Source organism: Nocardia sp. NPDC051911 (genome assembly GCF_040681035.1).
GTDB lineage: Bacteria > Actinomycetota > Actinomycetes > Mycobacteriales > Mycobacteriaceae > Nocardia > Nocardia sichangensis.
On sequence record NZ_JBFAXY010000002.1, the window covers coordinates 103212 to 123828 of the forward strand.

20 protein-coding genes and 1 pseudogene are annotated in these 20617 nt (G+C 69.3%); 10 read left to right on the forward strand and 11 right to left on the reverse strand.

From position 1 onward, the window contains the following. Positions 1 to 179: 179 nt before the first annotated feature. The 6 genes and pseudogenes from AB0L97_RS03430 to mftA form a co-directional block, all read right to left on the reverse strand. Positions 180 to 1550 (reverse strand): GAF domain-containing protein, encoded by a 1371-nt coding sequence (locus tag AB0L97_RS03430; RefSeq protein ID WP_356963738.1) that lies wholly within the window; start codon positions 1548 to 1550, stop codon positions 180 to 182. Between the two features lie 125 nt (positions 1551 to 1675). Beyond that, a complete protein-coding gene (mftG, locus tag AB0L97_RS03435) occupies positions 1676 to 3127 on the reverse strand; it encodes a mycofactocin system GMC family oxidoreductase MftG (protein WP_364424925.1) in 1452 nt (483 codons plus the stop codon). A 100-nt stretch (positions 3128 to 3227) separates the two neighbouring features. Beyond that, the gene (gene mftF / locus AB0L97_RS03440) at positions 3228 to 4628 is read right to left on the reverse strand and encodes a mycofactocin biosynthesis glycosyltransferase MftF (protein WP_355074850.1); all 1401 of its coding nucleotides are present in this window, start codon (positions 4626 to 4628) and stop codon (positions 3228 to 3230) included. Positions 4629 to 4859: 231 nt separating this feature from the next. Beyond that, positions 4860 to 6170, reverse strand: a complete 1311-nt coding sequence (mftC, locus tag AB0L97_RS03445) for a mycofactocin radical SAM maturase (RefSeq protein ID WP_364425208.1) — start codon at positions 6168 to 6170, stop codon at positions 4860 to 4862. 3 nt (positions 6171 to 6173) lie between these two features. After that, positions 6174 to 6422 (reverse strand): annotated as a pseudogene (gene mftB / locus AB0L97_RS03450) (mycofactocin biosynthesis chaperone MftB); the annotation flags it as partial. Positions 6423 to 6432: 10 nt separating this feature from the next. Next, positions 6433 to 6531, reverse strand: a complete 99-nt coding sequence (mftA, locus tag AB0L97_RS03455) for a mycofactocin precursor MftA (RefSeq protein WP_157170973.1) — start codon at positions 6529 to 6531, stop codon at positions 6433 to 6435. Positions 6532 to 6865: 334 nt separating this feature from the next. Between mftA and mftR2 the strand changes: the two genes are divergently transcribed. Together mftR2 and AB0L97_RS03465 are read left to right on the forward strand one after the other, a co-directional pair. Beyond that, entirely contained in the window at positions 6866 to 7489 is a 624-nt protein-coding gene (mftR2, locus tag AB0L97_RS03460; RefSeq protein WP_355074852.1) for a mycofactocin system transcriptional regulator MftR2, read from the forward strand. 61 nt (positions 7490 to 7550) lie between these two features. Further along, positions 7551 to 8606 carry a ferredoxin--NADP reductase gene (locus tag AB0L97_RS03465; protein ID WP_364424928.1) on the forward strand — a complete coding sequence of 352 codons (1056 nt, stop codon included), beginning with the start codon at positions 7551 to 7553 and terminating at the stop codon, positions 8604 to 8606. 40 nt (positions 8607 to 8646) lie between these two features. Here the strand turns inward: AB0L97_RS03465 and AB0L97_RS03470 are convergent, their stop codons facing one another. From AB0L97_RS03470 to AB0L97_RS03480, 3 genes are all read right to left on the reverse strand, one after another. Beyond that, entirely contained in the window at positions 8647 to 9384 is a 738-nt protein-coding gene (locus AB0L97_RS03470; RefSeq protein WP_364424930.1) for a DNA alkylation repair protein, read from the reverse strand. A gap of 54 nt (positions 9385 to 9438) precedes the next feature. Beyond that, a complete protein-coding gene (locus tag AB0L97_RS03475; protein ID WP_364424932.1) occupies positions 9439 to 10200 on the reverse strand; it encodes an aspartate/glutamate racemase family protein in 762 nt (253 codons plus the stop codon). 179 nt (positions 10201 to 10379) lie between these two features. Further along, on the reverse strand, positions 10380 to 11576 hold the full coding sequence (locus AB0L97_RS03480; RefSeq protein WP_364424934.1) for an FAD/NAD(P)-binding oxidoreductase: 1197 nt from the start codon (positions 11574 to 11576) through the stop codon (positions 10380 to 10382). 216 nt (positions 11577 to 11792) lie between these two features. On the opposite strand from AB0L97_RS03480, the gene AB0L97_RS03485 reads away from it, so the two are divergent. The 3 genes from AB0L97_RS03485 (at position 11793) to AB0L97_RS03495 (ending at position 13812) form a co-directional block, all read left to right on the forward strand. Next, entirely contained in the window at positions 11793 to 12149 is a 357-nt protein-coding gene (locus tag AB0L97_RS03485) for an SPW repeat protein (RefSeq protein ID WP_364424936.1), read from the forward strand. Continuing rightward, on the forward strand, positions 12149 to 12778 hold the full coding sequence (locus AB0L97_RS03490; RefSeq protein WP_355074864.1) for a TetR/AcrR family transcriptional regulator: 630 nt from the start codon (positions 12149 to 12151) through the stop codon (positions 12776 to 12778). The genes AB0L97_RS03485 and AB0L97_RS03490 overlap by 1 nt, the downstream gene beginning before the upstream one ends. Before the next feature lie 89 nt (positions 12779 to 12867). Continuing rightward, positions 12868 to 13812 carry a type IV toxin-antitoxin system AbiEi family antitoxin domain-containing protein gene (locus AB0L97_RS03495; protein WP_364424939.1) on the forward strand — a complete coding sequence of 315 codons (945 nt, stop codon included), beginning with the start codon at positions 12868 to 12870 and terminating at the stop codon, positions 13810 to 13812. Between the two features lie 92 nt (positions 13813 to 13904). On the opposite strand, the gene AB0L97_RS03500 is transcribed toward AB0L97_RS03495, so the two are convergent. Next, positions 13905 to 14723: an alpha/beta hydrolase gene (locus AB0L97_RS03500; protein WP_364424941.1), complete on the reverse strand. Its 819-nt coding sequence runs from the start codon at positions 14721 to 14723 to the stop codon at positions 13905 to 13907. Positions 14724 to 14861: 138 nt separating this feature from the next. Here AB0L97_RS03500 and AB0L97_RS03505 point away from each other — a divergent pair, with 138 nt between their 5' ends. The 3 genes from AB0L97_RS03505 to AB0L97_RS03515 all read left to right on the forward strand — a co-directional run bounded on the left by AB0L97_RS03505 (position 14862) and on the right by AB0L97_RS03515 (position 18162). Then, entirely contained in the window at positions 14862 to 16130 is a 1269-nt protein-coding gene (locus tag AB0L97_RS03505; protein ID WP_364424943.1) for an epoxide hydrolase family protein, read from the forward strand. Positions 16131 to 16339: 209 nt separating this feature from the next. Beyond that, a complete protein-coding gene (locus AB0L97_RS03510) occupies positions 16340 to 17350 on the forward strand; it encodes an adenylate/guanylate cyclase domain-containing protein (protein WP_364424945.1) in 1011 nt (336 codons plus the stop codon). A 44-nt stretch (positions 17351 to 17394) separates the two neighbouring features. Continuing rightward, positions 17395 to 18162, forward strand: a complete 768-nt coding sequence (locus AB0L97_RS03515; protein ID WP_356963730.1) for an RNA pseudouridine synthase — start codon at positions 17395 to 17397, stop codon at positions 18160 to 18162. A 366-nt stretch (positions 18163 to 18528) separates the two neighbouring features. Here AB0L97_RS03515 and AB0L97_RS03520 read toward each other — a convergent pair whose 3' ends face one another. Continuing rightward, a complete protein-coding gene (locus AB0L97_RS03520) occupies positions 18529 to 19131 on the reverse strand; it encodes a TIGR03086 family metal-binding protein (RefSeq protein WP_355074876.1) in 603 nt (200 codons plus the stop codon). A gap of 51 nt (positions 19132 to 19182) precedes the next feature. Between AB0L97_RS03520 and AB0L97_RS03525 the strand changes: the two genes are divergently transcribed. Both AB0L97_RS03525 and AB0L97_RS03530 read left to right on the forward strand, forming a co-directional pair. Next, a complete protein-coding gene (locus AB0L97_RS03525; RefSeq protein WP_355074878.1) occupies positions 19183 to 19620 on the forward strand; it encodes a MarR family transcriptional regulator in 438 nt (145 codons plus the stop codon). A gap of 171 nt (positions 19621 to 19791) precedes the next feature. Next, on the forward strand, positions 19792 to 20577 hold the full coding sequence (locus AB0L97_RS03530) for a metallophosphoesterase (RefSeq protein ID WP_355074880.1): 786 nt from the start codon (positions 19792 to 19794) through the stop codon (positions 20575 to 20577). Positions 20578 to 20617 lie beyond the last annotated feature (40 nt).

A 20617-nucleotide genomic window follows, 5' to 3' on the forward strand; every position in this document is an offset into this window, starting at 1 on the left:
GCTACGTCACACGGTCGTGATCCGTGCATTGCGAACATTAGGCGCTTCGTTAATAAAAGGGAACAATTTGCACTAAAAACTTCTGGACGCTTGTCCAACGCGGCTACCAGGGCCGGAAGTCCAGGGCAAAGCGTATTGCGCGATCACATCGACCGCGGCGACGCCGATGGCTGTGCAGACTATGAGCCGAAACGTTGCATTCGCGTTGCATCGGCGCCGAGGCGGCGATCCAGTACCCGGATCTTGGCCTCGATCTGCGCGTACAGCGGCGAGTCACGATCGACCGTGGCCCGGTAGGCCGCCCACGCCGCGGCGTCGTCGCGCCCCTCCGGACACGCGGTCCACCGGCGCAGCACCGCCGGGTCGCCCGAAGCCAGCACCGCTGTGCGCAATCGAACCCGCAGTTCGTCGCGAATATCGATGATGCCCGGCGCGGTCGAACGCGGCAGCACCGGCCCGGCATAGAGCCGTAATGCGGAATCGACATCACCGGAGTCGAGCGCCGCGCGCAAAGCCTCCACATCGGTTGCGACCGGAACGCGCAAACGGTAAGGCCGCGAACCGAACACGGTCGGACCGACCACCGAACGCAAGCGGGACACGGCCGCGCGGATGGTGCCGTTGTCCAGATCGGTGTCATCGAGCAACAGCGCGAGATGATCGGCGCCGAGTCCCTCCGGATGTTCGGCCAGCAGCAGCAGGATCTCGGCATGCCGCTGCGACAGGGGCACTCGATCATCCGCGACGCTCAGTTGCGGCTGACCGAGGCCGAGCACGTCGAGCGCGAGCCTGCCCGCCGGGTGCGGCTGCGCCGGGTCACGCCTGCCGCGACCGTCGTTCCGACGCTCGCCGGACCGTATCGCGGTGAGCAGCAGGTCCATCTCCGCGGCCGTGGCGGTGGCTTTGATCAGGGCGAGAATCTCCGGCTTGGCCACCCGGACGCCGCCCGCGATCATCAGCACTCCCACCAGCCTGCCGTCCGGATCGTGCACCGGGGCCGCGGCTCCGGTGATCTGGTGCATCCGGTGCAGGAAGTGCTCCGGGCCGTGGATCCACGCGGCGCGCCCGGTACGCACCACCAGGCCGACCGCGTTCGTCCCGATGCGGCGCTCGCTCAGGTCGTCACCGGCGCGCAGGCCGATCTCCGCGGCGGCCGCGACCTGTTCGTCACCACCGTGCACCGAGAGCACCCGGCCGAACTGATCGGCCACCACGACGATCAAACCTGTTCTGGCCGTGTCCTGTACGAGCAATTTGTCGATCAGCGGCATCAGCGCGGCGATCGGATGTGCCTGGAGATAGCGCTGCAGATCGGCGCCGCGCAGACCGCGGCCGTCGACCGCGTCCATCGGATCGACCCCGCCGCGCAAGCTGCGCAGCCAGGACTCCAGCACGGCGGGACGCAGCAGACCGGCGAGGCGGGCAAGTTGATCGCCACCCGCGCCGAGATATCCGTGCGCCTGCGCGGCGTAGACTTCGAGCGCACCGAGTTGGGCGCCCGGCTCCACGCCCGGCCGTGGGGGTCGCCCACCTGCGATGTTGCTGACCATTTGCCTTTCTTTCCGCCCCAAACTGTACCGGCGCACTCAGGGCGGGAACGACCGATGTTCGGCTTTGTCCGCCAGGTCACACCCGGTGCGCATCCCGGCAAATTGTGACCGAACCGTCTTTCACTTCACGAGCACAGGTGTGCGGCCGCCTTTTCCGCGATCACCATGGTCGTGGCCTGCGGTCCACGACCGAGCGGCACCGGCACCACGGAGAGATCCACCACGGACAACCCGGTAACTCCGCGCACCCGGCAGCGCTCGTCCACCACGGCAGCCGCATCGTTTTCCCGGCCCATTCGACAGGTTCCGGACAAATGTTGCGAAGTGGCGAGATTCGCGCGTAACCAGGCATCGAGATCCGCGGGCCGCGGAATCGGATCGACCGGCCGCGCGTTCATTCGTCGCAGCAGCCCGCCCGCGGTCGCCACCGCGTCGCGTAATCGGGCGCGATCCTGGTCGGCGGTCAGGTAGCGGTAGTCGATCAGCGGCGCGGCGCCGGGGTCGGCCGACCGCAAGCGGAGCACGCCGGAGGATCGCGGCCGCATCAGTGTGACGCCGAGCCTGCGCACCCCGGGTGTGAACGACACGGCGTACGGCCGGATTTCGACATCGTCCACCTCGAGCACCGTCTCCAGCGGGACGCTCGGCGGTTCGGCCAGGTGCAGCAGATAGGAGATGCCCACTTCCGGATGGTCGCTGAGCCAGGAGCCCACCGGGGCGGCGTGCACGACCGGGATACCGAGGGGGCGCAGCCGTTCCGGGTCGCCGATGCCGGAGCGCAACAGCAGCGTGGCCGACTCGATCGCGCCCGCGCAGAGCACGATCCGGTCGGCCCACTCGATGCCGCTCTCGCCATCGCGTACGTACTCCACGCCGACCGCACGGGTTCCGTCGAAGCGGATGCGCGTGACCGACGTTTCCCCGGCGACGGTCAGGTTCGGGCGGGTCAGCGCGGGCAGCAGATAGCCGATCGACGGGCCGATGCGCCTGCCTCGGTCGCAATTGCACGGCACCGCGCCCACCCCCTCCCCGCTGCCGGGGGCATTGAGATCGGGCACCTCGGCGAACCCGGACGCGAGGCAGGCCTCCGTGAACGCCGCGCTGACCGGCGAGGGATCCGAGCTGCGCACCACGGGAATCGGGCCGCGGTCGCCGTGCCAGGGCTGTTCGCCGAAGTCGAGGTCACGCTCGATCCGGCAGTAGAGCGGAAGCACGGAATCGAACGACCAGCTGTCCGAGTCGCCGAGCACCCGGCTCCATGCGTCGAAATCCGCCACCGTGGCACGGACGAAGTAACCGCCGTTGACCGCCCCCGAGCCGCCGATCACCTTGCCGCGCACGATGGTTGCCGGCACCGGCGGGTCGTCGGCGAGGACCACCTCGTAACGCCACAGCCACGGGGCCTCCGGACCGATCGGCAGCGACGCGGCGTCCAGCAACTCGGCGGGCATCGCCTCGCGACTGCTCCACATCCGACCGGCTTCGAGCAGCCGCACCGTGTGCGCCGGATCGGCGCTCAACCGCTCCGCCAGGACACACCCGGCGGTACCGCCCCCGACGATGAGCGTGTCGGCCATTCGGACTCCCGTTCAGTATCTCGGCGCGGTCCGCGTAGCCGGACGGCGGCGCGGCGAGGGTGCGGGCAAGATCCAGGTCATCGCGGGTGATTCGGGTCGATCAACGGGATGGTGTGGTGGGTTTCAGCGCTTCCACGCTGCGCGCGCGGAACGCGCCGAGCCACAGGCCGGTGCCGTAGGCGATGTCGTCGAGGCGCTTGTAGACGGTGTAGCGGACGGGATCGAGGCCGCCCGAGTCGCGGTGGGTGAACCAGTCGGCCAATCCGTCCGCGACGGCCATGGTGATCGCGATGCGCCGCACCCGACGGGAGAAGAACATCGCCAGCACCGTGATCGGCCAGTAATGCCTGCACATCGCCGAGGCCAGACGCCATAGTCCGGCGAAGAAGCCGCGCGCCAGATAGATCGCGGCGATCCGGGTGGAGTTGTCCAGCCCGGCGAAGACGCGGCGCAACCGGGCCAGCGCGGTGATCAGGGTGACGATGCCGCCGAACAGTCCCCACTTGGTGAGCGTCGCGAACAGGAACGCGGCCAGCAGCGTCCAGGACGGCACCGACAGCGGTGACACCGTTCCCGCGTGCCGCTCGCCCAGCGGCGCCGCGCCGGTGCCGTAGAACAGCTTTCGGCCGAACCACGCGCGGAAGCACACCCGGTGGTCGTGCGCCACGTGGGCCGCGGGCTCGTAGCGCAGCCGCCAGCCCGCCCGCTCCAGCCGCCAGCACAGGTCGACGTCCTCGGCGACGTGCATCGACTCGTCGAAGCCGCCTTGTTCCAGCAGCGCCCTGCGCCGCGCCAGCAGCGCCGCGCTCGGCACGTAGGACACCAGCCCGCGCGAGTGCACCGCAGCCTCGCGCCTGCCCAGGTCGAGCGAGGAGCGGGTGTGCTCGTAGCGCGCCAGCGCGTTGGACTCCGGGTCCAGCGCGACGATCCGCGGGGCGACCAGCGCCACCCCGGGGTCGCTGAAATGGCCGAGCATCACTTCCAGCCATCCGCTGCGCGGCACCACGTCGGAATCCAGGAATGCGACGAAGTCGGTTGTCGCCGCCCGCAAGCCGGCGTTGCGCGCGGCCGCGGGTCCCTGCTTGCGGTCGTGCCGCAGCACGGTCACCCGGCACCTGGTGCCACGGTTGCGCGGTATCCGCACCGGCTGGTCGGACCCGTCGTCGACCACGATGACGTTGTGCCCGCGCAACGCCGCGAGCAGCCGCGCCAGTCCCTCGGCGTTGTTGTGCAGCGGCACGATGACGGTGACGTCGTCCGGCGAAGGCAGCAGCCGGGGGCGGGGGTTGGCCACTCCGGAGTCGAGCAGCCGTCTGGCAACGACGGCGGACTTCGGGCCGGTCACCTCGAGGTACCCGTCGCCGATCATCTCGGCGGCCTCCGGGGCAAGTCGCAGCAACCTGGCCGGCGAACCGCCGATCAGAACCCGCCCGCCGGAGTATGCGCGTACCCGGGGATCGATCCGCACCCCGAATCCATCGGGCAGGCGATCATGGCGCATTCCTGGCATGCTAGGCGGAGTTTCGCGGGTAGACATCAACAGTCCGGAAAAAACGGCAGATTTCCGGGCGAAACCGTCCCGCCACCGGAACGGCCGCGCGCCGTACCCGATGCCGAGTGTTCGCTCGCACCCGTTTCCCAGCATCCGGCAACGGAGCGGCTATCGCCCGGTCGACGACCGGACGATAGCCACACCCGTGCTCTCAGCATACTTTTGGCAAACTTCATGGCTTCATGCCAGCGGGCTCTCGTCGCAGGCCCGCGCCGGGCGGCGTTCCGGCGTGAATCCGGCCGGGCGCGTCGCGCTCAGCGTCAGCGGAACCGGTCCGCCCTTGCGCCCGCCCGCGCGCGGGGCGACCCGGCGGGAATGGTCGACCGACGAACGCGGGATCATCCGCGCCGTGTCGGCCAGCGCCGCTTCGCCGTACCCCTGGACGCACTCCGGATCAGGCCCGTCGGCGGGCAGCCCGGTGAAGAACTTCGCCGCCATGCAGCCGCCGCGGCAGGCGTCGTAATGGCTGCACGAGGCGCACGCGCCGCCGCCACTGGGCTCGCGCAGCTCCCCGAACAGTTCCGAGGATCGCCATACCGCCTCGAAACCGCCGTCGGCCACGACGTTTCCGGCGTGGAACCGATCGTGAATGGCGAACGGGCAGGCATAGACGTCACCCACCGGGTCGACCAGACAGACCACCCGTCCCGCACCGCACATGTTCAGCCCCGGCAGCGCCGCGCCGAACGCCGACAGGTGGAAGAACGAGTCGCCGGTGAGCACGCCCTCCCCGTTGCGCAGCAGCCAGTCGTAGAGGACGCGCTGCTGATCGGGCGTGGGATGCAAGTCGTCCCACACGTCCGCACCCCGGCCCGACGGCCGCAACCTGGTCAAACGCAAGGTGGCGCCGTACTTTTCGGCGATGGCGCGGAACTCGTCGAGCTGTGCGATGTTGTGCCTGGTCGCCACCACCGACAGCTTCGCGTCCCGGAAACCCGCCGCGGCGAGATTCTCCAGCGCGCGAATGGCCATGGCGTAGGAGCCAGGCCCGCGCACGGCGTCGTTGACCTCGGCGTCGGCGCCGTCCAGCGACACCTGCACGTCGACGTAGTCACTGGCGGCCAGCCGGGCCGCGACCTCGGGCGTGATCCGCACTCCGTTGGTGGAGAACTTCACGCCCACATGGTGCGCGGTCGCGTAGTCGACCAGTTCCCAGAAGTCCGGGCGCACGGTGGGCTCGCCACCGCCGATGTTCACGTAGAACACCTGCATACGTTCGAACTCGTCGATCAGCGCCTTGCACTGCTCGGTGCTCAGCTCGCGCGGATCCCTGCGCCCCGAAGACGACAGGCAGTGCACGCAGGACAGGTTGCAGGCGTAGGTGAGTTCCCAGGTCAGACAGATCGGCGCGGCGAGACCGGACTCGAAGCGGTCCACCAGGCGAACCGCCGCGTCCGACGGCGGGACCACCCCCGCCGTCGACGGCGGCGCCGTGGCCGCGCTCGCGACGGAGGGCGCCGTCGGTGCGCCGGCCGGCGCACCGATGATCATGTCGGATTCGGCCAGCTGTGTCAGCGCTTTGACGTAAGCCGCGGCGTTCTTCTCCGGCACGCCCGCCGCGCGCAGGGCGGTGCGCGCCGACGTGTGCTCCGGCAGCGACCGGACGATCTCGACGATCCGCGGATTCTTCAGGAAGGAGAGCTTGCGCGTGCCGAAGTGGTAGAGCAGCGCGCCGAACGGCTCCGGACGCAGCGCCACTCGCGGATGCAGCTGCCAGCGGGTATCGAGATCGAGCATCGTCATCGACCGCCCGTCAGTAGACGCCGCACATGCCGTCGATGGACACCTCTTCGATGAGGCTCTCCTCGACCAGCGGCGCTTCTTCGGCCGACCGCGCGGCGGCGGCCTCCATCCGTCCGGTGTTGTCGGTGTCTGCGTGTCCGGTGGACCCGTATTCCGGCATGGCTACCTCCGCGAGGACGATCCGTGTGCGAACTGCCCGGTGCAGTCCGTGCTCACACAATAACGTCATAAACTGACAAAACAACAGGTTTCACTTATCCGGCGATCCGGGAGGTCCCAGCCGCCGCGCGCGCCGAGCGAGGAGCCGATTCCGCCGCGAGCCGAGTGGAACAGGCGGCGACGGGACCGATGCCCGGCGCTCTAGACTGCGGGTGGCAAGCAGCTGAACAGAATGTGACGGGCAGCACGCCCGCAGTGGTAGAGGTGGCATGGGAGTCGGACGAATGCAGACGAACGGGGGCGGCAGCACGCTGTCGGAGTCCGAGATCGTCGAGGCCGCGCTGCGGGTGGTACGCGAGGACGGCGTGGAGAAACTGTCGATGCGGCGACTCTCCCGCGAACTCGGCGTCTCCCCGATGGCGCCCTACTACTACGTCGCCGACAAGCGCGAGCTGCTGGATCTGGTCGCCAGCGCGGCCCTCACCGGAGTGCGCACGCCACCGGCCGAATCCGGCACGTGGCAGCATCGGCTGCGCGATCTCGTCGACCAGATCGACGAGAAGCTGCGCAAGCATCCCGGCCTCGGCGACATCCTGATCGAGCAGATGCTGGGCAAACAGCTGGACCTGATCGCCGCGATCATGGACATCCTCGACGACGCGGGGTTCGGCGATCGCAACATCCTCGCCGCCTACGCCACCATCCACACCTACCTGTTCGGCCGCAGCCGGGTGAACCCGCGCGACCGCTCGGCGCCTGCCGATGTCACGCTGCCACCGGTTGTCGATCGGGCCACCCGGTACATCGGTGACCTGCGCGGACGCTACTCCTACGACTTCGGCATGGAGGTGCTGATCGCCGGTCTGGAAGCCCAGCTTGTCCGCCAGGCGACGACCGACGTACGATGAAACTGAAACACGTTCTAGTTTTTGCGTCGCGGGTTGCCCGTGCCAGGTTCGAGAGGACGACATGACCACTGTCGAGGTTCCCCACGGCTCGCGCTCGGTCGTGCTGCGGGTGTCCGCGGTCATCGCCGAGACGGCCGACACCCGCTCGCTGGTCTTCGACGTTCCCGACGAGCTGGCCGAGAAGTTCCGTTACCAGCCGGGACAGTTCCTCACCCTGCGCATCCCCAGCGACCGGACCGGCTCGGTGGCGCGGTGCTACTCCCTGGCCAGCTCGCCCTACACCGACGACCGTCCGAAGGTGACCGTCAAGCGGACCGAGGGCGGCTACGGGTCGAACTGGGTGTGCGACAACGTGAAAGCGGGCGACCAGATCGAGGTGCTGCCGCCCTCCGGCGTCTTCACCCCGAAGGATCTCGACGACGACCTGCTGCTGTTCGGCGCGGGCAGCGGCATCACGCCGGTCATGTCCATCCTCAAGTCGGCTCTGGCCCGCGGAAACGGCCGCATCGTGCTGGTATACGCCAACCGCGACCACGAGTCCGTGATCTTCGCCGGTGAGCTGCGCGATCTGGCGGACAAGCACCCGCAGCGGCTCACCGTGATCCACTGGCTGGAATACCTGCAGGGCCTGCCGACGGCCGACGCGCTGGCCACCCTCGTCGCCCCGTATCGCGGCTACGACGCGTACATGTGCGGGCCGAAGCCGTTCATGGACCGGGTGCACGACGCGCTCGGGCAACTGGGCGTGCCGCGCACGCGCACGCACGCCGAGGTGTTCAACTCGCTGGCCGGCGATCCGTTCGCCGATCAGGCGCCGGTCGAGGTCTCCGACGAGGAGGCGGCCGACGCGGCGACCGTGGAAGTCGAACTCGACGGCGAAGTGCACGAACTGAAGTGGCCGCGCAAGCAGACGCTGGTGGACATCATGCTGGCCAAGGGCTTGGACGTGCCCTACTCCTGCCAGGAAGGCGAGTGCGGCTCGTGCGCGTGCACGGTGCTGGAGGGCAAGGTCGAAATGGACAACGCCGAAATTCTCGACCCGGAGGATATCGAGAACGGTTACATCCTCGGCTGCCAGGCGCACCCGGTGACCGACCACCTGAAGATCCAGTTCTGAGCGCGCTCGCCTGAAATAATTCGCCGATCGTTTGCTTCGCCTATCGCGCGCGGTATTCCGCGCGAGCCCCGTGCGGCAGATGCTCGGTCGCGTAGCTCAACGCGGTGCGTCCCATGGCCGGGGCGTGCCGGTCGAGGAATCCGGTCAGCAGGCCGCGGTCGACGCGCTTGCCGACTTCGCGCAGCATCCAGCCCAGCGCCTTCTGGATCAGGTCGCGCCGGTCGTCGAGCAGCAGTTCACACAGCGCGAAGGTAGTCGAGGCATCACCCGCCTTGATGAACGCGAACGTGGACAGCAACGCCACCCGCCGCTCCCACAGCGACTCGGTGGCCGCCAGCTCGAACAGCAGGTCACGCGGTTTGTCCAGCAGCCACGGGCCGACGATGTTCTCCGCCGACACGTCCACCAGATCCCAGTTGTTCACCCGTCCGCGGCGCACGGCCGCCAGATACAACCGCACCATGGCGGCGCGGGCGGCGTCGTCGAAGGAGCGCGGCTGGGACGCCTTGGCGAATCGCGCGTTCAAGATCACCAGCGCGGCGAACCGGTCTTCGTGCACGTCGCTGTCGAGCAGCCGGTCGATCTCGTCGAGCGGAAGTGTCGCGAAGCGCTTGGCGACCCGGCGGCTCGCCGGTACCCGGACGCCGAGGAACACGTCACCCTCGCCGTATTCGCCGGGACCGGTCTTGAAGAACCGCTGTAGCTGCGTCGCATCAGCCGGATTCGCCAGTTCCCGCAACGCCGCCCGCACGTCGGCCGCGGTCACCGAGTCGGTCATCGAACCATGCTCCTGTTCCGAGAAGTGGCGGACGCGCCCGCGCCGGGCAGCGGTTCACCCCTGCGCGCCCAGTACGCGGCCGGACTCGAAGGCGGCCGCGCTGGTGGGCAGCGCACCGGGCCGACCGCTGTTGAGCACCCGGATCACCCCGGTACCCGTGGTGGGGCGGCCCAGCGCCTCGATGCGCCGAATGGTCTGCGCGGCAACGGCTTGCGCGCTGTCGAAGAGCCGGACGCCGTTTGGCAACGCGGCCACGATCGCGTCGGTCACCAGCGGGTAGTGCGTGCAGCCGAGCACCACGCCTTCCACGCCGGGCGGCGTCCGCTCCGCCGCGCTGCCGATCGCTTCGTGGGCGGCGGTCAGGTCGCCACGGTCGATCGCGTCCGCCAACCCGTGACACGCCACCCCGACCACATCGGCGTCGCCGCCGAATTTGGCGATCAGATCGGCCTGGTACCGGCTCGCCGTGGTCGCCGCGGTGGCCCAGACCGCCACCGACCGGCACACGGCCGCCGCGGGCTTGATCGCGGGCACGGTGCCGATCACCGGCACGCCGGGCCCGACCTCCGCGCGCACGTGCTCCAGCGCCGTCACGCTGGCGGTGTTGCACGGCAGCACGATCACCTCCGCGCCCGAACGAAGCGAGGCCCGCGCGGCGTTCACCACCCGCTCGACCACCCAGTCCTCCGGCTTCGGCCCCCACGGCGCCCCGTCCGGATCCAGCTGCAGCAGCAGATCCACGTCGGGCCGCAACTTGCGCAACCAAGCGGCAGTGGGCAGCAACCCCAGACCCGAGTCGATGAGCGCGACGATCACCGCACCACCGTATTACAGCCCCATGACACCCCCACACGCCGTGCGCGCCGCGGCGCACGCTCCGCAACCGGCGCGCGCACGCGGGCCACGGCGGCCATAGTCGCGGAGGATTCGGCGACCGGTACCCGTACCTGCTCGATGCCGTAGCCGCCGTTCCGCGGCTCCCGCCGGGCGCGCCCTCAGCTGGGTGCGAGCAACTCGGTCACCGGCGCACCGGACGCGATCTTGGCACGGGCCTTCATCACCTGTGCCGTCATGCCCGCGCCGACGACGCCGGTGAGGTTGCCGCCCTGGGCGTAGTAGGCGAGGAATTTGCGGCCGTCGTCGGAGGCGATGTGCACCTCGTCGGTCGCGCCGGGAGTGCCGAGGGCCTGGATCTTGACGTCGTACTGGTCGCTCCAGAAGTACGGGACGCGCGCCGCCGTGGGCGGTTCGGCGCCCAGCAGCGCGCAGGCGACCAATTTGGCCTGTTCACCGGCATTGGTCCAGTGTTCGACACGCTTGCGGAGTCCGGTCTCGTGCAGCCAGGCCGCCACGTCGCCGACCGCCCAGACACCGTCGGCGGAGGTCCGTCCCACCTCGTCGGCGAGCACGCCGCCACCGGCCGACGGTTCGGCCAGCGCGATCCCGGAATCGCGCAGCCATTCGGTCACCGGCCGCGAACCCACGCCGATCACGACGAGGTCGGCGGCGATCTCGGTACCGTCGGACAGCCGCGCACCGCGCACCCGCCCCGACTCGTCGCCGAACAGGGTGTCCACGCCGATGCCGCAGCGCAGATCCACCCCTTCCGCGCGATGCATCCGCGCGACCAGTTCGCCCACCGCTTCGCCGAGCACCGAGGCCAGTGGCGTCGCCTGCGGTTCGACCAGCACGACATCCACTCCCGCCGCCCGGAAACTCGCGGCGAGTTCGCAGCCGATGAAGCCGGCGCCGACGACCAGCGCGGTGCTCGCGCCGCTCAGATCGGCGCGCAGGGCTACGGCGTCGGAATGGCCGCGCAGCACGTGCACGCCGCGCAACTCGGGCAGGCCGGGCAGACGGCGCGGGCGCAGACCCGTGGCGATGATCAGCTGGTCATAGTCCAGCGTGGCGCCGTCGGCGAGGCGAACGCGGCGCGCACCGGTGTCGACCCCGACGGCTTCGGTGCTCAGGCGCAGATCGATCTGCTTCTCGGCGTAGAACTCGCTCGGACGCAGTGTGGTGTCATCGGTTTCGCCGCGTACGAACTGCTTGGAAAGCGGCGGCCGGTCGTAGGGCAACCGCGACTCGTCACCGATGAGCACGAGGTCGCCCGCATAGCCCGCGCGGCGCAATTCCTCCGCGGTGCGCAGGCCGGCGAGGCCGGCTCCGACGATCACGATCGGCGCGGTCATGCGGCCATCCCTTCAGTGGAATCCGGCCGCCGATTCCGCGGAACCGGCGGTGCGACGAAGCTCACCCTAACCTCTGCTTGGTTCATTCCTCTGTGAGGACCGTCACGCGGAGCGGCCGGTCAACCGTCGCACAACCGTGTCCGTTCCGATGTTGATCGGGCGGTCAATCAGGACTAGACCGAGGTCAGGACATACGCACAGCCTGAGGAGGTACACATGTTCACCGAGAGCCGCGCGCAGGATCTCCTGGCCGTCGTGCTCGGAGCCTTCGCCGCACTGTCACCCCTGTGGGTCGACCACAACAACAACGCCATGTGGGCGCTGATCGTGCTCGGCGTGCTCATCGCGCTCACCGGTCTGGCGCAGATGGCCCGCCCCGACATGGCGTCGGCGGACTACGCGATGGGCCTGTGCGGCCTGCTGTTGTTCATCTCGCCGTGGGCCATGGACTACACCGCGTACCGCAGCGCATCCTGGACCGCATGGGTAGTCGGGGTGGTGACGGCGGTGGTCGCGGTCGCGGCGCTGCCGACGGTGTCGGGGCGTCTGCACGACATGGCTCCGCATCACTGATGCAGCGACCGGGAACCCGGCGCGCCGGACGCCGCCGCAGCGCGAAAGCCGACGGCGACGCTCGGCAGTTGATCCTCGACGCCGCGGAGGACCTCTTCGCGGCACAGGGATACGACGCCACCGCGACGGCGGCCATCGCCGCCGCGGCCTGCGTCCCCAAAGGACTCGTCTTCTACTACTTCCCGACCAAGGATTCGATCCTGTCCGCCTTGATGTCCGAGCGGGTGCCCGCGCGGCCGATCGACGACATCGGCACCGTGGTTACGCCGGGAGATCCGGCGGCGAGCCTGGTCAACCTCGACGCCGCGCTGAACCTGCGCGACCACCACTCGTCGGTACTGCGGGTGATCCTGTGGCGGGAGGCCGACACCCATCCCGACGTGCGGCGGCAACTGCGCCGCCTGCGCGACCAGATGCTGGAGGTGACCGCGAAGGTGCTCCAGGCGAGCGCCCCCGGCCCGGTCCGTCCCGGAACCCTGCGCGCGTGCGCCGCGGCCTGGGTCTCGGCGATGTTCGCGATCGCCAGCACCGACCGGCTGCACGCGCTCGACGGCGTGCCGCTGCCCACCGCCGACGAAGTGCTGAACGTAGCCCAGGTGGTCGCGGCCGGAATGACCCAGATGGGCTGACTCCCCGGAGTTGTCCACAGCCCGCGCGTTGTCCACATGCGCCGCCGCGCGGGGGTTTCCCGGATCGCCGGTCGATCACGATCGTCGGTATGGAAGCACCGCAACTGATCTCGCGTCAGCAGGCGCTGGCATCCGGTCTGTCCGACAAGACATTGCACCGGCTGTGCAGAACCGGGAAATGGCAGCGCCTGCGCGCCGGGCACTATCTGAGCGCGCCGGGCTCCGGTCTCGGCGCCACCGGCAGGCATCTGCTGATGACGCTGGCCACCGCGGAGTCCACGTCCGACTCCGCCGTCACGAGCCACTGTTCGGCGGCGGTGCTGCACGGGATGACGACCTGGGGCATTCCGCTCGACCGGGTCCATCTGACCAGGAACCGGATCAACGGCGGCCGGCTGAGCCGACGGGTGGTAGTCCATTCGGCTCGGATGGAGCCCGACGAGATCACCTTGGTCGACGACATACGGGTGACCACCCCGGCGCGGACGGTCTTGGACATCGCGCGCTCGGAAGGATTCGAACAGTCCGTCGCTCTCGGGGATTCCGCGCTACGCCAGGGCTTGACCACCACGGCGGAACTGCGGGAACACCTGCGCCGGGCCCGGCGCAGGCCCGGATGCCGCCGTGCCGCTCTCGTCCTGGACTTCCTGGACGGGCGCAGCGCGAACGTCGGCGTGTCCCTGAGCCGGATCCTGCTGCACCGGGCGGGTCTTCCGGCTCCCGAAGTGCAGGCTCGGGTCTTCTCCGATGACGAGATCTGTGTCGGCCGTGTCGATTTCCTGTTTCCCGATCTCGGTGTGATCGGCGAATTCGACGGAAGCGATCACCGCCGAGCCGCGCCGCCCGCCGCTCGGGTGGTCACGGCGGAGAACGTCCGCGCGGATCGGCTCCGCGCACTCGGCTGGGTGGTCGTGCGCTGGACCTGGGGCGATCTGTCCGCTCCCGCCCAGTTGACCGATCGTCTCCGCGCGGCGATCCGCACGGCCGCGGTACACCACCGTGCCGGCTACTGGACTCCTACCCCCGAACCGTGAACGCGCCGAACCCTTTCAGCGTCCCGCGGGCCGTCACCCGGCCCAGCCGAGAGGAACAGCCGACGACTATCCAGGCGCACAGCGGTGGCGAGTCAGGGCTGGTCGAGAAAGTTGACGACGTCGATGGCGAAGCGGGGGCGCCTGAGCGCGCTCACGTGCCCCGCGCCCGGATAGATGGCGAGGTGGGAATCGGGGATGCCGTCGGCGGTGCGGCGGAAAGTGGCGAGGCTGTAGGCGGCGTCTCGTTCGCCTCCGATGACGAGCGTCGGGGCCTGGATCTCACCGAGGCGCTCGGTGATGTCGAATTCGTCCTCCGCGCGGAGAAAGGCGTACGTGTCGGCAGGGTCGCGCGGGCGGCTCAACGGGTCCAGCAACCACATGGCGGCCGCCGCGAGACGAGCGGCGGCGGGCGAGGAGACGCTGCTCGACGCCAGGTGGTGCATCGCGCGGCGCCCGTGCAGAACCGCTTCGGCGTAACGCATCTGGCCTTCCTTGGCGACCGGATCCAAACGGCATCCGGACGACGCGACGACGAGGCGGCGCACGACCTCGGGATGGTCGGCGGTGAGTTGCAGCGCCACCGACCCGCCCGAGGAGATGCCGAGCACGTCGACCGGCTCGCCGAACTCGGCGCGCAGCGCGTCGGCGTGCTCGGCCGCGATCTCCGCCATCGTGATGCCCTGGGCCATGCCGGGCGCGCGGCCCACCGCGTAGACCCGGAAGCTCCGCGCCAGCGGCCGCAGAACTCTCACCTCGGAGTCGAGCATCCGACCGCGGGGATTCGCGTGGTCGGGACTGAACCACCGGAGAAAGACCAGCGGCCGACCGGAACCGATCGCGAAGTACGGCATGCCGTGCTCGAGCACGCCTTCGGTGATCTCGGGCCGCGCGGCCCGCCTGGTCCCGACCACAGCGCCCTCCGCTCAGATCTCCGTCCGTCTTCCCGACGCTAGCGGAGCCTGCCGCGAGCCGCGATTACCTCGGTGGTCAAATCCCACCGTGATGTTCTGCACAGCCTCGCGGAAGAGCGCACGGAGCATACTGGCCCGGTGAGTCAGGAGCCCTCTTCGCGTGGAGCCGAGACGCGGCCGTTCCCGCTGGACCCCACGCCTATTCATGTATCCGACGACGTGCTCGCCGACCTGCGGCGGCGATTGGAACTGACCCGCTGGCCGGTCGACGCGGAAAACGACGACTGGTCCTACGGCGTGTCCCGCGACTATTTGCAGGAGCTGGTCGAGTACTGGCGCACCGATTACGACTGGCGTGCGGCCGAGGCCGCACTCAACGCCTATGACCACTACTTCGTCGAGATCGACGGGGTGCCGGTGCATTTCCTGCGGAAGCCGGGCGTCGGACCCGACCCGACGCCGTTGATCCTCACCCATGGTTGGCCATGGACCTTCTGGCATTGGGCCAAGGTGATCGACCCGCTGGCCGACCCGGCGGCGTTCGGCGGCGACCCCGCCGACGCCTTCGATGTGATCGTCCCGTCGTTCCCCGGATTCGGATTCTCCGCACCGCTGCCGAAGAACCCGGACATGAACTTCTGGAAGGTCGCCGACCTCTGGCACGTCCTGATGACCGAGACCCTCGGGCACGCGAAGTACGCCGCGGCGGGCTGCGACGTCGGCGCGCTGGTCACCGGGCAACTCGGGCACAAGTACGCCGACGAGCTGTACGGCATCCATATCGGCTCCGGTCAGAAGCTGACCCTGTTCAGCGGCGACCGTGCCTGGGACATCACCGGCGGCAATCCCATCCCGGAGGGCCTGCCCGCCGCCGTGCACGACCGGATCCTCGAACTGGAACGACGTTTCGCCGTCCACCTGACCGCACATGTGCTCGAACCGAGCACTCTCGCCTACGGGCTGTCCGACTCACCCGCCGGGTTGCTGGCCTGGATCTTGCAGCGCTGGGTGAGCTGGAGCGACAACGGCGGCGACATCGAGTCGGTCTTCGGCAAGGACGACCTGCTCACCCACGCGATGATCTTCTGGGTCACCAATTCCATCGGCACGTCCATCCGCACCTATGCCAACAACAATCGCTATCCCTGGACGCCGTCGCACGACCGGCAGCCGCCCATCGAGGCTCCGACCGGCATCACCTTCGTCGGCTACGAGAACCCGCCGGGCGTCGACACCGACCGGCGCGTGCAAGCGTTCCTCGACAGCGACCGCGGCGATTGGTACAACCACGTCAACCTCACCGCCCACGACCACGGTGGTCACTTCATCCCGTGGGAGATTCCGGCCCAGTGGGTCGACGATCTGCGCCGCACCTTCCGCGGCCGCACCCCGTCCACTGCCGAGTGAGCAGCCACGCGCTGCGCGGACGGCCTTCGCCGGGATGCGAACGCGGCCGGACGGACCGAACCCGCGCGTTACGGCGGCGGCAGTCCGGCTGGATCGCGGGGGGCGTGCGTGTTATCGGCGCGGCACCGGAATCGACGTGGCGTAGGAGAGGTATGTGAACTCGCCCAATGGAAGCCGCCTCGTCGGATCCGGGCCGTAAGGTACCGATCATGGTGCCCAGCGAGAGGTCCCAGTCGGTGCAAGCGGTCGTCGAGTCCTATCTGCTCGACGGTGCGCGCCGGTACAACCGCACCGAGGTCGCCGAACAGTCGGGGACGACGACGGCGCTCACCCGTCGATTGTGGATGGCGCTCGGTTTTCCGTCGAGCATCGGTGACGAGGCGGTGGACTACACCGACGCCGACGTCGCGGCGGTGCGCAACTTCGAGCAGCTGACCGTTTTGTCCTCGGCCGACACCCGGCAGCAGTCGGCGACCGCGCGCACGCTCGGCCAAGGGATGGCGCGCCTGGCGGAGTGGCAGGTCGACCTGGTGCTCGCGGAGATCGAGGAGCGCATCGCCCGAGCCGATCCCGGCGCCGACCCCGAAGAGACGGTGCGCACCGCCACCGAGGGCGCCATAGCCACATTGGAGCAGCTGAACACCTATGCCTGGCGGCGGCACCTGGCCGCGTCGCTGTCGCGGTCGCTCGACCCGGGGACGAGCGCGGGCGAGTCGGTGCGCGAACTGGCCGTCGGTTTCGCCGACATGGTCGGCTACACCAGGCTGACCAGGCATCTGCATCCCGACGAGCTGTCCATGCTGCTCGAGGCGTTCGAGTCCACCACCACCGCCGCCATCACCGAGAACGGCGGATGGGTGATCAAGAACGTGGGCGACGAAGTCATGTTCGCCACGGAAAGCGCCGCCGAAGCCGCGCGCATAGCGCTGGCCATCCAAGAGTCCACCATGATGGTCGGGGGCACGCCGGAGTTGCGCGTCGCCCTCGCTTACGGCCCGGTATTGCAACGGTTCGGGGATCTGTACGGCTCGGTGGTGAACATCGCCTCCCGGCTCACCGGCGTCGCGCGGCCGGGCACGGTCCTGATCGATGACCACGCCGCCACGGAGTTGAACGGCGACCCGGCGTTCGCGATCAAGCAGTTGCGCAGCGTCCGAGTGCGCGGCTTCAATCGCCTGCGTCCGCACCTGCTGCGCCACAACGGCAGGAACGGCGGATAGCCCCGATCTCCGCCCGACGCCGACGGCCGCCCTAGGCTCGTCCGGTGGACAAGGACTGGTCACAGCTGCGCGCGCGTTGCCTCGTCGAGGAGGACGCGGCGATTCTCGCCCTGCACAAACCCGCCGGGATCTCCGTCATGGGCGAGCGCCACGACACCGATCTCGTCGAGCTGGCGGCGGCCGAGGGAGAGACGCTGTATCCGGTGCACCGGATCGACAAGGTGACCTCCGGCTTGATCCTCTTCGCGAAGGAGCTGTCCGCCCACGGCGAGCTGACCAGGCAGTTCAACAAGCAGACCGCGGACAAGGCGTACCTGGCCGTCGTCGCGGCCACCGGCCTGCCCGATACCGGCGTATTCGACCTGCCGCTCAGCGTGGGGCGCAAGAACCGGGTGCGGATCGCGGCGCCGCGCGAAAGCATCCGTCAGGAGGCGGGCCGCTGGTTCGTGGACGACGCCGACTTGCTGCCCGCCAAGAACTACCCCTCGCTCACCCGGTTCGCGACGGTGCTGCGGGGTCCCGCGCATACCGTTCTCGCGCTGCGCCCGGTGACCGGCCGTCGCCACCAGATTCGCGTCCATTTGGCCTGGACCGGCCATCCGATAGTCGGCGATCCCCTGTTCGACCGCTCCGGCGCCCCCTCGCGGACCTACCTGCATTCCTGGCGTCTCGGCCTCACCGCTTCCTGGCGCACCCCGCCGGAACTGGTCTTGGCCGCCGAGCCCGACGCGGGCTTCTGGGCCCCGCTACACGAATCCGCCGACCCGGCGGCCTTGGAACGCGCAACCGACCTGTTGCGGACTCTCGACTAGCCGGGCCGCCCGATGCGGTCTTCGCACAGCCCGTTGCCTGGGCGTCGACCGCTGCGAAGAACGTCGACACTGTGCCCCGGCACGATAACCGCGCCGAATCTCGGCCAGGGCCGTACGGGAATCGGCCCACAGCCAGCACCTATGGGGCGCGCTCGCCTAGAGCGGCAAACAGCGCGCGAGTGCCATCGAGGTCGCTGCTCACCACTGGCGCCATCGCGAAGCACGCAAACCGTCGCCGCTCCGTCGCGCTCGCTCGGCGGCAGATACCGGCTCGCTGTTCGTCCACAGTCATCCCCAGGCGGTCTGCCCCGTGTGCACAGAGCCGATGCACCGAGTAGAAACGGTCTATCGGGCCGCTCGAGCAGATCAGTTCGGCCAGCTCGGCGCACGGCCGAGGAGCAAAAGGATGCGGTCGAGGGTCGGCGTGTGTTCCGGAACGGACAGTGCCGGTGCGAAAGCCGCGCCCGGGACGGAGCGCTCCGGACCATCGGGGACGGCGAGGGCGATGGCCAGCGCCGCCTCGGCCACGTCGGGATCGGGTGTGATGGTCTCGCCGATCGAGCGCGCGACATCCCAGGCGTGCACGACGCTGTCAACGAGGTGGAAGCCGATCACGCGAACGGCGGGAATCCCCTGGTCGGGCAAGATCTCCGGCAGCAGCAGCGAGCGCTCGAGCACGTCCTCGGCGGCGAACGCGGCGAGGACGTCGTCGGCGGAGGCGCGATAGTCGGCGACCGGATCGGCCGACGCGCGCACGGTCCAGACATCGAGATCCTCGCTGCCCCGCGCGGCGGCGGCGAAGCCGTGGTTCTGCGTGATCATGTGTTCCAGCAGGTCACGAAGACGCCAACCCGCGCAGGGTGTCTCGGCGTCCAGCGCATCGGGACGGACGCGGTCGACGACGTCCACGCTCAGTCGGACAGAACGGGCATGCCGGTCGCGCAATCCTTCGGCAGATTCAGTAAGCATGAGCTTATCATATGCGCAAGCTTACGATTTGCCAAGCAGTATCGTCGATCCATGTCCAACGCCCGCCCCGATCTCGCCGCGATGATCGTGCCGCTCGGGCGGGCGCTCATGGCCCTCGAACTGCCCATCCTGGAGCGGCACGAACTGTCCATGTGGGGCTACTCCGTATTGCTCGGCCTCGACGCCGAACCTGTCTACACCCAGGCGGCGCTGGCCAAGGCGATCGGCGCGGACAAGACCCGCATCATCGGCGTCCTCGACGAACTCCAGCGCCGCGGCCTGATCACACGCGAACCGGACCCCACGGACCGCCGGGTGAACCTGCTGTCGCTCACCGACGCGGGCCGCACCCTTCGCGACCGCGCCCAGCGCGACATCCAGGCCGGGGAGGACCGACTGCTCGAGCGGCTGCCCGCGCCGGATCGCAGCGCGTTCCTGCGCGCTTTGCGGACCCTCTCCGACACGGTGTCCGACCGCCCCGCCACTTGACCCCCCACGAGTCCACGCAATGTGATCCAGCACACAATGCGACGAGCACCGCTCGTACGGTGGCGAGCGTCATGACGACGCGTAATGCGCAGGTCAACTAGCCTTATGAGGTGCCGCGGACGCGACGCGCGCGCAATCTGACGCAATGCAGCGAACCCCTAGCGAAAGCGAATGCCGATGATCCTGGTTGCTCAGGTCAGCGACACCCATTTCGATCTCGGCACCCGTAACGCCCAGCGTGTGCGGCGGGTGATGGACTTCGTCGCGGGGCTGCGCCGCAAGCCGGACGCCATCCTGGTGACCGGCGACGTCACCGATTCCGGCAAACCGGAGCAGTTCGCGGAGGCCAAGGCCGCTTTCGACGGCGAGATCCCGGTGTACGCGATCCCGGGCAATCACGACGACCGCGCGGGCTTCCGCACCAGCCTGCTCGGCGAGCCCGCCTCCGATGCCCCGATCAACCACGCGCATCGCATCGGCGATCTCACCGTCGCGCTGCTGGATTCGAGCGTTCCGGGGCAGCCGGGCGGGCAGCTCGCGGACGAGACCTATGACTGGCTCGGCGGCGTCCTCGACGCGGCGCCCGCGGGCAAGCCGATCCTGCTCGCCTTGCACCACCCGCCCGCGCACCTGTTCAGCCCGATCGTCGACGTGATCTCCCTGGCCGATCCGCAACGGTTCGCCGACCTCGTGGCCGGTGACGACCGGATCGTCGGCGTACTCACCGGGCACGCGCACTCCGCCGCGACGACCACCTTCGGGGGACGCCCGCTGCTGGTGGCCCCCAGCACCGCATCGGTGCTCAGCGGCGAGTGGGAACTCGACCTGCCCGACCACGTCATGGACTACGCGCCTGACCCGGCGGTGGCGCTGCACGTCATCGGTGACGACCACCGCCTCACCAGCCATTTCCGGGCGGTTCCGATGGGCGGCCGGATCGGCGTGCAGCCGGTCTGACAGCGGTTTACCCGGCACGTGCCGGGGCAATCGGGAGGCA